Below are 13,388 nucleotides of genomic sequence, written 5' to 3' on the forward strand. Positions count from 1 at the left end.
CCCCTGCGGAGCCGGTGGAAGATACCAGCTCAGGTTTATGCGCAAAAGTGATGTTTGAGTATATGTAAAGAACCTGATCGCATAAGCAGGGGTGTGAGCATAACCTTCCCCGCGCGGCTGGAGGCCCCGGCCGGCGGGCGTCGAGAATGCTTCTCGACTGGCCCGGCGTCAGCCCAGGGCAAGCAGGCGGCTCATCAGGTGCGTCCCCCGCAGCAGGGTCTCGGAGGAGACCCTGGGCGACTCCGCCAATTGCCCCAGCGCTTGCGCCAGCACCGCCACCCCCGCTGCGTCGGCCAGCGCCTGCTGGGCCCGCAGCACCTCCCGGTGATGGGCAGAGGGCTGCTGGCGGCCGCTGCTGGCCAGGCTTTCCAGCACGTCCAGGGCCGGCTCCACCAGCCGTCCGGCGAGGCTCGGCGGCTCCACCGCCGGCACGGGGCGGTCGGTGCGGCTGAGCAGGCGCTGGATGCGGTCGAACAGCCGGCGGTTGCGGCTCAAGCCGCCGCGCACCAGGGATTCGAAGTCCAGCGACAGGCAGCGCAGCCGGCCGTGATCGGCCACCAGCAGCGCGAGGGGCTCCAGGCAGCGGCGGCGACCGTCCAGCCAAGGCCGCACCAGCACGGCACGGATATCGTCCAGGGCCTTCTGCGCCCGCTCCAGGTTGTCCAGGCGTTCGCGACGCTCGGCGGTGCAGGGCAGCTCCAGCAGCAGGGTGCGGCCGTTGCTGTCCTCCAGCGGCCAGGTCAGCACCTGCCTGGCTTCGTCCAGGCTCGCTTCATGGCAGCGTGCGGGGCGCAGCAGCAGCCGGGTCGGCGGCTCGCTGGCGAGGGCGGCGCTGTCTTCCAAGGCCAGGCCCAGCTGTTCCCAGTCCGCCAGGCCGAGGTCGAGCAGGCGCGGGTCATCCGCTGGCCAGCCCTCCTGGGGGCGCGCAATGCCGCCGCCGGGGGCCAGCCGGCCATCCTCGGCCAGGCGCGGTCCTTCCAGCTGCAAGGGCGCGCGGCACAGCCGCTCGGGCGTGCTGCGCCACAGCGCCTGCTGGGCCCAGACCGCGTCGCGGCGGAAGCCGGGGTCGCTGCCATCGGGGCGGGCCAGGGTGGTTTCCAGCACCTGGCCGTCGTTGAGGTCCCAGAAGACCAGGCTCAGGCCGCGGGCGCCGCCGGCACTGGTCCACCAGTGGCCGCCCAGGGGCAGCAGGTCGAGGGTTTCACCGGCCTGGTAGTCGCGCCGCAGGCGGCCGCGCAGCGGGGGCAGGCGCTCGCTGTCGGCGCGCAGAAGCGCCTGGCAGAGGGCGTGGACGCGGGCCATCTGCACCAGTGCCTCCCGCTCGCTGCTGTGGTCGTCGCGCTCGGCCAGGCGGGTGATCTGCCCGCCCAGGGTGTGCAGGTGGCCGGCTAGGCGCGGCAGGCCTTCGGTGCGGGCGCCGAGGTTGAGCAGGCGCAGCTGCAGGGCGCTGGCCCGGCTGACGTGGGACAGCCCCTGGCCCAGCAGCTCATGCAGCAGCTGCTGCACCGAGGCCAGCAGCTCGCGCTCGGCCTCGCCCAGGCCGTCCCGCGTGGTGTCGGTGGGGGCGCTTTCGGCGGTCCAGGCCCAGGGTTGGCCGTGGGCCTGGAAGAGCCCGGCGAGGGCCGCCAGGTGCAGGGCCTTGCGTTCGCTGTCCCGCGCCCCGGAGAGCATCCCCTCGAAGCCGGCACCCGCCAGGTAGCTGACTTCGCCCTCCAGGCCGTCGAAGGCGATGGCCAGGCGCAGGCCGTGGTTGCTCAACCGGGGTGTGCCGAGGGCCTCGATCCATTGCCGGGCGCGGCGGGTGGCCACCTTGCCGGCGAGCTTCTGCAACTGCGCCGGGTCCAGCGCCAGGGCTTCCACCTGGGCGGCATCGGGATCGGGCTGCTCCGTGCCAGTGGCCGCGTCGGGCGCTTCGCTGCGCAGCCACAGCACGGCGGCGAGGATGTGCTTGCAGCAGCCGCTGGCCGGGCAGGTGCAGCGCGCCGCCTCCACGCCGCCGGCGTCCAGGCGCACGGTCTGGCCGTCGGTCTCGATCAGCCCGTGTGCCTCGGTGCGCTCGCCCCAGGCCAGCTTGCCGGCTTCCACGTCCTTGCCGGCGCGGCGCAGCAGGCCGGCGTTGGCCAGGGTTTCCAGGGCCGCGTCGTCGTAGGCCCGGTAGCGGGCCAGCCAGGCGCTCATTGCATCACCTCCGCCAGCCATTCGGCGAAGTGCTCCGGGGTCAGTGCGGCGATCCGCATGCCCCGATCCGCCAGGCGCTGGCCCATGGACGGGTCATAGACCGGCCGGGCGGCATCATCCAGGGCCGCCAGGCCGAGCAGGCGCACGCGGGCCTCGTTCAGCCGCGAGACGCAGGCCAGCAGCGGACCGATGGCCGCGCCTTCTTCGAAGTCGCTGATCAGCGCCAGCACGGTGCGCTGGGGCGTGTCCACCAGTTGCTCGCAGTAGCGCAGGGCCTTGCCGATGTCGGTGCCGCCGCCCAGTTGCACGGTCAGCAGCACCTCCACCGGGTCGTGGGCGAGGTGGCTGAGGTCCACCACCTGGGTGTCGAACAGCACCAGGCGCACACGCACGCTGGGCAGGGTGGCGAGGATGCTGGCGCAGATGGCGCTGTACATCACCGAGTCGAGCATCGAGCCGCTCTGGTCGACGCAGAGGATCACGTCCCAGGGCAGCTGCCGGCGGACCCGGGCGTTGAAGCGCGGCGATTCGATCAGCAGCTGTTTGCGCTCCGGGTCGTAGTGCTTGAGGTTGGCGGCGATGGTGGCGCGCCAGTCGAAGTTCTGCGCGTGGCGGATCGGCGAGCGGCGGAAGCGGTTGCGGCGGCCGTTGAGGGCGTTGGTGAAGCGGCTGCGCAGGCGCTGGAGGATTTCTTCCACCACCTTGGCGATCAGCTGGCGCACCGCGTCGCGGGTGTCGGCGCTGAGGCGACCGCGCACGCTGAGTAGCGCCTTGGCCAGGGCCGGGCTGGGTTCCAGGCTGGCGAGGCTGGCCGGGTCGGTGAGCAGTGCGCTGATGGCGTAGCGCTCGATGGCCTGGGTCTGCAGGCGCTCGAAGGTGGAGCGGGGGAACAGGTTGCGGGCCTGCTCCAGCCAGTTGAGGGCGGTCAGCTGGCTGTCGTCGAGGGAGCCGCCGCGCCCGCCCTGGACATGGCCGCGACGCTGGTACTCACGGTTGTAGAGGTAGTCGAGGGTCTTCTCCAGCCGCGCGTCGGTGGGGTTCAGGGCGGCCTGTTCGAGGGCGCGGTCGGCGTAGCGGCCGAGGATCAGGCGCCAGCGGCGGGCGGTTTCCAGGTCAGTCATGGTCGGCTTCCGTGGCCCAGCCGAGCAGGCCGTCGCGCGCCAGCGAGCGCCCGAGCGCCAGGTGCAGGGCGGCGCCGGCGAGCAGGTCGTGGCTGTCCAGTTCGTGGTGGGCGCTGTCCAGGGCGCTGTCACCCAGGCCGTTCAGCGCGGCCAATTGGCTGGCCAGGCGCCCGGTCTCCTGGGGCTTGAGGCGAGTGAAGGTCAGGCGCAGGTCGGGCAGGTGGCGGACGAAGGTGGCCTCGTCCCAGCCGGCCACCAGGGCGTTGAGTGCCTGGCCCAGGTGTTCGACCCGCAGGATCAGCTCCGGTGCGGCCTGCAGCAGCCCGCCGAGGTAGCGCACGGCGTCTTCGCTGTCGGCGCCCGGGCCGAAGCGGCGGCCCAGGGCTTCGGCCAGGCGGGCCTCGTCATCGAGATCGTCCAGGTAGCGCAGCGCGTCCAGGGCGCCGGCCAGGGTGGGCGGCGCCTCGTCGCGGAGACGGGCCAGGGCGCCCTGCAGGGCTTCGTCCTGGCCATCCAGGCCCACCAGGCCGCTGCCCAGGCGGATGAACTCGCGCAGGGCCAGCAGCGCATCCACGGCGGCGCCTTCCTGCTCGGGGGCGCAGAGGGCCAGGCCCGGCACCAGGAACAGCGCCGCCGGCACGATGCGCTGCAGCAGCGCCGGCAGTTGCGGTTGCTCTTCCAGCCCGAGCAGTTCGCGGCCGCGCCAGAGGTGCAGCAGGCGCTGGCCGCAGGCGACCACCGAGGCCAGTTCGGGGTCTTCGTCCAGGTGTTCGGCCAGGCGCTGGAACAGCCTTGGCAGCTGCTCGCCCAGGCCGATCAGCCCGGCGCGGGCCACCAGCTGTGCCACGCGGCCGGCGCTGCGGCCCTGGCCCTGGCCGAGCAGCGCACGTTCTTCGTCCAGCAGGCGGCGCAGGGCGATGTCGCGCAGGTTACTGCCTTGTTCGGCCCGTTCGATGAGGTTGGCTTCCACCAACGGCGACCAGGCGTATTCCCACTCCTCGAAGAGCAGGTCGAGGCCGCTGCCGTTGACGAAGTCCGGCCCGCCTTGGTGCCGGGCCAGGCCGCTGTCCAGGTAGGCCATGAGGTGCAGGAAGCGGCTGCGGGCGCGGTGGCGGGGCTTGCGGTAGAGGTCCAGGCGGGTGCGCCGGGCCAGGCTGTCGCTGAGGTCCAGGCGGTGGGCGAGGGCCAGCCGCCGGGCTTCTTCCACCAGGGGCGGGGCCTGGGTCGAGGGCGGCACGTCGCCCAGGCGGTTGCCGCCCAGGTGGCGCTGCACGGCCCGCAGCAGGCCGTCCTGGCCTTCGTCCAGGCTGCCCTTGACGAAGCAGGCGTGCACCGCGTCCAGCAGGTCGTAGCGCCCCGGGCCGGGGTGCTGGCGCAGCCGGGCGAGGCCGGCGGCCTGCTCGGCGGCATTGCTCACGCTGGCGAAGGTCAGGGCATCGGCCAGGCGCTGCTCGCGGGTTTCGGCGGCGATGCCGCTGAGCAGGCGGGTGGCGATGCGCTGGCGGGCGAGGGTGTCGTCCTCCTCGCCCAGCAGCGCGTCCCAGACCTGCTGGTAATAGGCCGGCGAGGGCATGCCGGAGGCATAGCCGTTGAGGGCGTCGAGGCGGTCGAAGCTGTAGCGGATCAGCCAGGCCTGGCTGTCCTCCGGGGCGGCGGGTCTGTCCGGTGCCGGGGTGCCGGCGGCCAGGGCCTCCACCAGCGCCAGGGTGTGGAAGCCGCCGGTGACCACCACCAGCGGGCCGTCCACCCGGCCACGCCAGTCGCGGATGCAGCCGAGCATGTGGGCTTCACGGGCCAGGGAACCCTCGGCGGCGAGCACGTCGTCCTCGTAGTCCAGGCGGGCCATGGCGCACCAGGCGAAGGCGTCGTCGAACAGCCGCTGCCAGTCGGCCAGCGCCGCGCGGGGGCGCAGTTCGAACAGGTGCTCCCAGAGTTCGTCGTGGTCCCGGCAGTGGGCTTCGCGGGCCAGGGCGGCGAGGTAGCGGCTGTGGGCCAGGTAGCGCTCGGCCATGAGGCTGCGCTGCTGGTCGGCGGCCTGCTCCTCGTCGTGCTGGCGGGCCCAGGGCAGGTCGATGAAGGCCAGCTGCGCCCCCAGGTGCTGGCCGTCCTGCAGGGCCTGCCATTCCGGCGAGTAGTCGCAGAAGGGGAAGAAGGCCGAGCGCAGCGTCGGCTCGCCCTCGGCATCGGGCCGGCGGTGCTGGGAGAGGATCGCCAGGGGCGGCCGGCTGCGGGAGTCCAGCAGGTCGGGGATGAGCCGGTCGAAGTCCGCCGGCCCCTCGATCAGGATGGCCGCCGGCTGCAGGGCCTGGAGTTGCTGGCGCAGGGCGAAGGCACAGGCCGGGCTGTGGTGGCGCACCGGCACCAGGTGAATGCCGGCCCGGGCCAGGGCTGCGCGCTCACGGGCGGCGGCCTGCAGCCGTTCGGGCAGGCGCGGGTCGCTGGCGAAGGCCTCTGCCATGACTCAGTCCCAGAGGCCCTTGCTGGCGTCGAAGAAACGCTTCCAGTGGTCGTCGCGGCGGGCGCGCTCGCGCACCACGCTGTCCAGGTAGTGGCGCAGGCGGCGGGCGTCGTCCTGGCTGTCTTTGAAGACCACGCCGAGCAGCTGGCGCGCCAGCTCGGCGGCGGTCAGGCGGCCGTCGCCCAGGTAGCGGGCCTCCAGGGCGGCGGCGTAGGCGACGCTGACCGCTTCGGCGGTGGACATCACCGCGTCCGGGGCCTTGATCGCCGTGCCTTCGCGGGTGCTGCCCTGGCGCAGCTCCTGGAACACGGTGACCAGCAGGGCGATGACGTCCCGCTCGACGGCGACCTTGCCGGCCTGCTCGCCCAGTTCGCGCTGCAGCTGGCGCATCACCAGCTCCACTTCGAATTCGCTGTCGGCGATGGGGCGCACCGTCTCGAAGTTGAAGCGGCGCTTGAGGGCGGCGGACATCTCGTGCACGCCGCGGTCGCGCAGGTTGGCGGTGGCGATCAGGTTGAAGCCGGGGCGGGCCAGCAGGCGGCCACCTTCGCCCAGCTCGGGGATCATCATCTGCTTCTCGGAGAGCAGGGAGACGAGCACGTCCTGGATCTCCGGCGGGCAACGGGTGATCTCCTCGAAGCGCACCAGCTTGCCGGCCTGCATGCCCTGGTGCAGCGGGGAGGGCACCAGGGCGCGCGGGGTCGGTCCCTCGGCCAGCAGCAGGGCGTAGTTCCAGGAGTACTTGATGTGGTCCTCGGTGGTGCCGGCGGTGCCCTGGATGGTGAGGGTGGAGTCACCGCTGATGGCGGCGGCCAGCAGCTCGGAGAGCATCGACTTGGCGGTGCCCGGCTCGCCCACCAGCATCAGCCCCTGGCGGCCGAGCAGGGTGACAATGGCGCGGTCCACCAGGGCGTCGTCGCCGTAGAACTTGCGGCTGATGCCCAGGGCGTCGTCACCGAGGATGAAGCGGCGCACCGAACGCGGCGAGCGCAGCCAGCCCGGGGGCAGGTCGGCGCCGGCCTGCTGGTCGGCTTCGCTCAGGCGCGCCAGTTCGTCGGCATGCAGGTGTTCGGCGCTGTGGCGCAGGGCGGTGCTTACCATGGTGTCTTCTTCTTCCACTGGGGATCGAAGCCGACGCAGGCGTCGGCGGCGGCGCGGTAGTCGGCGTAGGTCTCGGCCAGCAGAACGGGCGGGATCTCCGCCAGGGGCAGGCTCTCGCCGGTGGACCAGCGCTGGGCCATGCGTTCGTAGCTGAGGTGGGTGAGCGCGGCGGGGACGTTCTCTTCGGGCAGGCAGTTGCCGGTGAAGCCGATGCACACCCGCAGGCCCAGGCTGGAGAACTCCTTGAAGTAGTGGTCGAAGAAGCCCCCGTCCTCGGCGGCGGCGCGCTGGTAGCCGAGCTTGGTGAGGGTGCCGCGCAGGGTGAAGGTGTCGCTGAGCCAGCCGAGGCGGTCGGCGATGCGTTCGCCGCTGCCTTCGTCCTGCTCCGGCGTCTCGCTGGCGGTGGGCTCGGGCAGCATGCGGCTCATCTGGGCGAACAGCGGCTTGACCTTGTAGTCCTTGAAGTGGGCGGTCCAGGCCTTGGCGGTGTCGGCGTCCACCAGGGCGGCGTGGGCCAGGCGCACGCGGCGGGTTTCGTCCAGCTCGACCTCGTCGTCGTCGAGGTCGATCAGGCTGCCGTCCTCGGTGGGGCGGAACAGGCGCAGGGCGCCGTCCTCGGCCACTTCGGCCCAGACCAGGCGCTGCACCAGGTGGGTGACCACCGGGTGGCGCTGCAGGTATTCGCGCCACTCGCCGGCAGGCCACAGGCGCTCGGCGCACATGGCTTCGTAGAGGCGCTGGGTCTGCAGTTCGATGACCTGCTTGAGCTCCTTCTTGCTGGTGGAGAGCTGGGTCTTGGCTTCCTTGATCAGCGCCGGGTCGTCGCTCTTGCGCGGCTCGGGCAGGGCCTTGACCACCTTGTCGTCGGGGTTGCGCAGCTCCAGCTTGAGGGCGCCGTCCAGGCGCGCGGTGAACAGGCGCTCGCCGTACTGCAGGTTGAGCACGCCCTGTTCGTCGAAGCCGGCGCTGGGGATGGTGCGGTCGGCCAGTTCGTCGGCGCTCCAGCCGTTGCGCTGGGCGATCTGCTCCACCAGTACGCGGGCCAGGGCCTGGACCGAGGCGGTGCGGTGGCGGCGGGCGACGGCCAGCAGCAGCTGGATCACCAGCGGGTCGTTGCTGTTGGCGGCGGCGCTGAGCAGCGCCTCGACCTGGGCGCGGCGCTGGTAGTGGTCGCGCATGTAGGCCTGCAGCAGGCTGACCAGCTCGTGGCCGGCCATGGCCCAGGTGAGGGCGAGGATGCCCTTGTCGGCGATGGCGCTGCCCAGGTAGATGGACAGGTGCTCGCGCTTGAGGATCTCGAAGGCCTGCTCCTGGGTGATGTCGGCGTACTCGGGGGACCACTTGGCCCAGGCCTGGTAGCTCTGCATGCGCTGGGCGAGGTTGGCCTGGGCGTGGGCGATGGCCTCCTCCTGGCTCGGGTGGCGGGTGTCCTGGGCGATGAAGCCCAGCAGCAGGGCCTTGCCCAACGCTGCCCGGCTGGCCGGGGCCAGCAGCTCCAGGTAGCGGTTGAGCAGGGCGTTGCCGGCCGGCTCCTTGAGCTTGCAGGCGAGCACCACCCACCAGCGCACGATCTCCGGCTCCACTGCGCTGCCGTCCAGCCACTGGCAGGCGGGCAGCCGGTCCAGGTCGAGCCAGGCCAGGCTGGCCGGGGGCTTGCCCTGCAGGCCCTTGCGCGCTTCGGCGAGCAGTACGGCTGGGGCGAGGTGGCCGCTGATGTCGTCGCCCAGGGCTTCCAGGGCGGTGAGCAGGGCGGCGCGCACGGTCTCGCGCTTCTCCTTGGCCAGGGCGGCCTTGAGCGCGGGGACGGCTTCGGGGCGGCCCAGGCGTTGCAGCCATTCGGCGGCGAGGGTGCGGATCTCCTGCTTGCTGGAGCCCAGGGCCTCGATGGCGCGCTCGGCGATGTCGGGCAGGGTTTCCAGCAGGCGCTGGGCTTCGCTGCGGTTGGTCTTGCTGGCGCCGAGGGCCAGTTCCAGCAGCACCGGGATCAGCCGTTTCGGCAGCACCGGGAAGCGCTCCAGCAGGCTGAGGGCGGTGGGCACGTCGAACTCGGTGCGGCCATGGTTGGGGCGCAGGCCGAAGGCCTCTTCGAGGAACTGCGGGTGCTCGGCGAAGAACGGCCAGACGCGGTCGGGGTCGAGCTGGGCCAGCGGCGAGTTCCAGCCGAAGCACAGGCCGGCGGTCTCGCGTTCCGGCTCTTCGCTGCCGCAGCGGCGTAGGGCGTCGGCCAGGGTGCGCAGGTCGAGACGGCGCAGGGCGTCGCCCTTGAGCCACTGCATGAGCTGGTAGGCGTTGAAGTAGCGGCGGCGGGTCACCCGCAGGGCGTGCAGCAGGTTGACGTCGGCGCTGGCGGCCAGGCGGCCACGGTAGGCGAGCACGTCTTCGAGGCCGTCGGAGAGCTTGCGGCTCTTGCCGTTGAGGAAGTCGAGGGCGGCCTGCAGGTCCTTGTCGGTCAGGGCCTTGAGCTTCTTGTAGGCCTTCTGCTGCCAGTCCCACTTGCGCTTGTGTTCCAGGTTGCCGCGGATCTCTTCCTCGGCGGAGAGACGGCTCTCCTCCAGCAGTTCGGTGAGGTTGCGGCGCAGCAGGTCGAGGGTGGTGGCCCCCAGTTCCACGTCGGGGCAGCGCTCGTAGTCGCCGGCCTCCGGCAGCACCTGTTCCTCGGCGCTGGACTGGCTGTCCAGGCGGGCCATGGCGCTGGCCAGGGCCTGCTGCACGGGCTTGGAGGTTTCCTCGGCCAGGCGCGCCTGGAGGATCGCCCGTGCGCCCTCGCCGCTGCGGGCGAGGAGGTCGGCGGCCAGGGTGCGTTCGCTGCTGCTGCCGGTCGCCAGCAGGAGGCCGAGCTGTTCCAGCTTGACGTCCTGGGGCAGGGTCTCCACGTGCGGACCGGCGGCGGCGCGCACGGTCTTGGCGCTGTTCACCGCGAGGCGCACGAGGATGTCGGCGTAGGCGGCAGCCAGGCGCGGGTGGGGGCCGATCAGGCCCACCAGGGACAGGTTGCCGCTGGCCGAGAGGCGTGCCGGCAGGGCGCGGGTGGCTTCGGGGTGCTGCAGCAGGTGGTCGGCCAGGTCGGGCAGGCGCAGCAGGGCGTTGAGGTCGCGCCAGTGGTAGTCGCCGAGGTCGCGGCGGTCCAGCACCAGCAGCAGGGCGTCGTCGCCGGGCAGGTCGTCCACCGCCAGCAGGCGCGTGAGCAGGTCGAGGGTCCAGTGCTGGCGCAGGTCGCTGCTGATCTTGCTGCCGAAGTCCTTGCGGGTGGTGTGCAGGGCATCGACCACCAGGTAGATGAACCAGTCGGGCACCTGGGCGATGCGGGTGAGGTTGACGCCCTGGCAGGCGGCGGCCAGCACCTTGCCGAAACGGGCCAGGGCGACGACATCGGGTTCGGCGCCGATCACGTAGAGGCGGGTGCGTGCATTGGTCGCGGCGTTGATGCGCTTCTTGTGCTTCTGGGCGTCGTTGCGCAGGTTGCCCGAGGGGTACCACCAGCCGAGGGTGGCGGGCTGGTCGAGGAGCACGGCGGCTTCTTCGCCATTGAGCCGGGACAGCTCGGCGAGGACCTGTTCCTCCCGCCCGCTGAGGACGAAGGCGGCGGCACGGGCGGCCAGGCCCGGCGCCAGGATGTCCAGCACCTCGAGGCTTTCGGCGACGTGCTTGGCGAAGGGGGTGGCGGGGGCGGTGATGCCGAGTTTTTCCAGCAGTGTCTGCAGCATGGGGAGGGCCTGTCCTTGGAATGCGAGGCGCCGATGTTAAAACATCGGGCCGGTCGCTCGCCTGCTCGCGCGCAGGGTTTGCTGGCTGGCGCAAGTTTTCCTCCCGACGGCCTGCCTTGAGGGCCTGTCGGGGCTGGTCTTAACTGCTGGAGCGTGCCCATCCATAACCACAAGAAGGGGTTGCCATGAACGAGCCTATCCAGCACCCGGGCGGGGACAGCCGCGCGGACGCCATCGCCATCTTCTGCCTGATCCTGATCGTCGTCTCCACGGCGGTGTTCTGGGTGAGCCACCAGTAGACGGGCCCAGCGAGGCGGCGGGGCAGGGCAGACGTGGCGCGGGTATACTGCGGCGCATTCGACGAACAGGTTCTCCTTGATGCCCTTCCTGCGTTCCCTGGCCCTGTGCGTGGGCCTGCTCTGTTGTGGCCTGGCGCAGGCCGCCTCCGTCGTGTTCCTCAACCCCGGTCGTAGCGACGAACCGTTCTGGCGCAGCTACGCCGATTTCATGCAGGCCGCCGCCGATGACTTGGGGATGGACCTGCGCATCGAGTTCGCCGAGCGCGACAACGCGCGCATGCTGCGCCAGGCCCGGGCGATCCTGCAGGGGCCGGAAGCCCAGCGCCCCGACTACCTGGTGTTCGTCAACGAGCAATACGCCGCGCCGGAGATCCTCCGCCTGGGGCAGGGCAGCGGCGTTCGCCTGTTCACCGTCAACAGTACCCTCACCGATGAGCAACGTGAGCTGACCGGTGGCCCGCGCGAGCGCTACAGCAACTGGATCGGCAGCCTGGTGCCCAATGACGAGGAGGCTGGCGCGCTGATGGCCGAGGAGCTGATCCGCCAGCAGCGTCGCCTGCAGCCCCAGGGAACCATCGAGATGCTGGCGTTCTCCGGGGTGAAGCAGACGCCTGCTGCGCGCTTTCGCGAGGCCGGGCTGCGCCGGGTGCTGGCCGCGAACCCGGATGTGCGACTGCGGCAGCTGGTGTACGCGGAGTGGGACCGGGGCCGCGCCTTCGAGCAGGCCAGCCAGCTGCTGCCGCGTTATCCGCGGGTCAGCCTGATCTGGGCCGCCAACGATGAGATGGCCTTTGGCGCCATGCGTGCCGCCGATGCGCTGGGCCCGTTGGTGCGTGGGCGCCTGCATGTTTCCGCGTTGAACAATTCGCCGGAGGTGCTGCAGGCACGCATCGACGGGCGCGTGGACGTGCTGGTGGGTGGGCACTTCACCCTGGGGGGCTGGGCGCTGGTGATGCTGGCGGATTACGACGCCGGGCTGGATTTCGCCCGCTACGGTGGCGTCGACCAGCATGCCCGGCTGTTCACCCGGCTGGATGTGCAGCAGGCGCGCCGGCTGCTGGCGCACATCCGCCAGCCGGGCTACGGGGTTCGCTTCCGCGATTTCGGCGCTCGGGGCAATCCCGGGTTCTCCGGCTACCGCTTCTCCCTGGCGCCGCTGCTGGACTGAGGCGGCTACAGGCCGGCCAGGTGCAGCACCAGCTTCACCACGCCGAACAGCATCAGCGCGAACACCAGGGTGAACAGCACGCCCAGCAGGATGAAGTGGCTGGGCTTGCCCCGGCTGAAATCACGGGCGCGGTTCTTGCCGCTCTGCACCCCGAACGCCGCAGCGGCGACGCTGTGGAGCATTTCGCGAAAGGTCAGTGGGCGGTCTTGCTGTGGGTCGTCCATGGGGCACCTCCTGCTGCAAGCGTAGGTGCTTTCCATGGAATTGCCGGGTCAGGAGGCGGGGGAATGCAGCCGGCGGGTGTTGACCCGCTCTACGGCGCGGGCGCGCAGTTGGCCGCAGCCACCTTCCACGTCCTGGCCGGCGGAGTTGCGCACCTTGGTCAGCACGCCGTTGCGGTGCAGGTAGTGCACCAGCTCGACGATGCGCTCGCCGCTGGGGCGGCTGTAGTCGTCGACTTCCAGGCTGTTGTAGGGGATCAGGTTCATCACCGCGTACTTGCCCTTGAGCAGGCGCAGGATGCCTTCGGCCTCTTCGAGGCTGTCGTTGATGCCTTCGAGCAGGGTCCACTGGTACTGGATGGGGTAGCCGACCTGGCGGGCGTAGGTCTCGCCCAGTTCCACCAGTTCGTCCGGGGTGATGCGCGGGGCCTTCGGCAGCAGTTGCTCGCGGACCTCGGCCTTGCTGCTGTGCAGTGACAAGGCGAGGGCAGGCTTGACCCGCAGGTGCGGCAGGCGCTCGAACACGCGGGGATCACCGACGGTGGAGAACACCAGGTTCTTGTGGCCGATGTCGCCGAGGGTGCCGAGCAGGTCGATGGCTTCCAGTACGTTGTCCAGGTTGTGGGCGGGCTCGCCCATGCCCATGAACACCACCTTCTTGACCTTGCGGTAGCGCCGCGCGAGCACCACCTGGGCGACGATCTCCAGGCTGGAGACCTGGCGCAGCAGGCCGCTCTTGCCGGTCATGCAGAACACGCAGCCCACGGCGCACCCCACCTGGCTGGAGACGCACAGGCCGTCGCGCGGGAGCAGCACGCTCTCCACCATCTGACCGTCGCCCAGGCCTACCAGCAGGCGGGCCGAGCCGTCGCCACCGGGGTGCTCGGAGCGCAGGCGCACCAGGCCGTCGAGGGTTTCGGTGAGGGCGGGCAGGGCTTCGCGCACCCGCAGCGGCAGGAAGTCGTCGGCCTGCTGGCGTGGGCGGCCGCTGTCCAGGGGTTTGCCCTGCAGCCAGGCACGCAGCATCCGATCCCGGTGGATGGGCTTGGCGCCAAGGGCGGCGAGCTGTTGGTCGAGGTCGTGGATACGCATGGGGCGCGCATCCTACCACCGGCTTGGGCGCTTAAGTAGGGGCGCC

General features: G+C 71.3%; 8 protein-coding genes. 1 reads left to right on the plus strand and 7 read right to left on the minus strand.

The window, feature by feature from the left end:
• Positions 1-168 precede the first annotated feature (168 nt).
• The 5 genes from PotMrB4_RS09515 to PotMrB4_RS09535 are packed head-to-tail and all read right to left on the minus strand — an operon-like array spanning position 169 to position 10,562.
• On the minus strand, positions 169-2,178 hold the full coding sequence (locus tag PotMrB4_RS09515) for an SWIM zinc finger family protein (protein WP_172433093.1): 2,010 nt from the start codon (positions 2,176-2,178) through the stop codon (positions 169-171).
• Complete coding sequence (locus PotMrB4_RS09520) at positions 2,175-3,299, minus strand: VWA domain-containing protein (RefSeq protein ID WP_172433094.1); 1,125 nt, start codon at positions 3,297-3,299, stop codon at positions 2,175-2,177. The genes PotMrB4_RS09515 and PotMrB4_RS09520 overlap by 4 nt, the downstream gene beginning before the upstream one ends.
• Complete coding sequence (locus PotMrB4_RS09525; protein WP_197939514.1) at positions 3,292-5,757, minus strand: DUF5682 family protein; 2,466 nt, start codon at positions 5,755-5,757, stop codon at positions 3,292-3,294. Before PotMrB4_RS09525 ends, PotMrB4_RS09520 begins: the two co-directional genes overlap by 8 nt.
• 3 nt (positions 5,758-5,760) lie before the next feature.
• Entirely contained in the window at positions 5,761-6,858 is a 1,098-nt protein-coding gene (locus PotMrB4_RS09530) for an ATP-binding protein (protein WP_172433095.1), read from the minus strand.
• Positions 6,852-10,562, minus strand: a complete 3,711-nt coding sequence (locus tag PotMrB4_RS09535; RefSeq protein ID WP_172433096.1) for a DUF4132 domain-containing protein — start codon at positions 10,560-10,562, stop codon at positions 6,852-6,854. The genes PotMrB4_RS09530 and PotMrB4_RS09535 overlap by 7 nt, the downstream gene beginning before the upstream one ends.
• Before the next feature lie 375 nt (positions 10,563-10,937).
• Between PotMrB4_RS09535 and PotMrB4_RS09540 the strand changes: the two genes are divergently transcribed.
• Entirely contained in the window at positions 10,938-12,029 is a 1,092-nt protein-coding gene (locus PotMrB4_RS09540; protein WP_373870841.1) for an ABC transporter substrate-binding protein, read from the plus strand.
• A gap of 5 nt (positions 12,030-12,034) precedes the next feature.
• Here PotMrB4_RS09540 and PotMrB4_RS09545 read toward each other — a convergent pair whose 3' ends face one another.
• Positions 12,035-12,253 (minus strand): DUF2970 domain-containing protein, encoded by a 219-nt coding sequence (locus PotMrB4_RS09545; RefSeq protein WP_044401713.1) that lies wholly within the window; start codon positions 12,251-12,253, stop codon positions 12,035-12,037.
• 48 nt (positions 12,254-12,301) lie between these two features.
• Positions 12,302-13,342, minus strand: coding sequence for an RNA methyltransferase (locus tag PotMrB4_RS09550; RefSeq protein WP_160479793.1), 1,041 nt, complete (start codon positions 13,340-13,342; stop codon positions 12,302-12,304).
• Positions 13,343-13,388 lie beyond the last annotated feature (46 nt).

The sequence above is a fragment of the Metapseudomonas otitidis genome, assembly GCF_011397855.1.
Taxonomy (GTDB): domain Bacteria; phylum Pseudomonadota; class Gammaproteobacteria; order Pseudomonadales; family Pseudomonadaceae; genus Metapseudomonas; species Metapseudomonas otitidis.

Bases quoted from the DNA above. Each gene is read 5' to 3' on its own strand.
- PotMrB4_RS09545 (WP_044401713.1), bottom strand. From the start codon at position 12,253: ATGGACGACCCACAGCAAGACCGCCCACTGACCTTTCGCGAAATGCTC.
- PotMrB4_RS09535 (WP_172433096.1), bottom strand. From the start codon at position 10,562: ATGCTGCAGACACTGCTGGAAAAACTCGGCATCACCGCCCCCGCCACC.
- PotMrB4_RS09550 (WP_160479793.1), bottom strand. From the start codon at position 13,342: ATGCGTATCCACGACCTCGACCAACAGCTCGCCGCCCTTGGCGCCAAG.
- PotMrB4_RS09520 (WP_172433094.1), bottom strand. From the start codon at position 3,299: ATGACTGACCTGGAAACCGCCCGCCGCTGGCGCCTGATCCTCGGCCGC.
- PotMrB4_RS09530 (WP_172433095.1), bottom strand. From the start codon at position 6,858: ATGGTAAGCACCGCCCTGCGCCACAGCGCCGAACACCTGCATGCCGAC.
- PotMrB4_RS09515 (WP_172433093.1), bottom strand. From the start codon at position 2,178: ATGAGCGCCTGGCTGGCCCGCTACCGGGCCTACGACGACGCGGCCCTG.
- PotMrB4_RS09525 (WP_197939514.1), bottom strand. From the start codon at position 5,757: ATGGCAGAGGCCTTCGCCAGCGACCCGCGCCTGCCCGAACGGCTGCAG.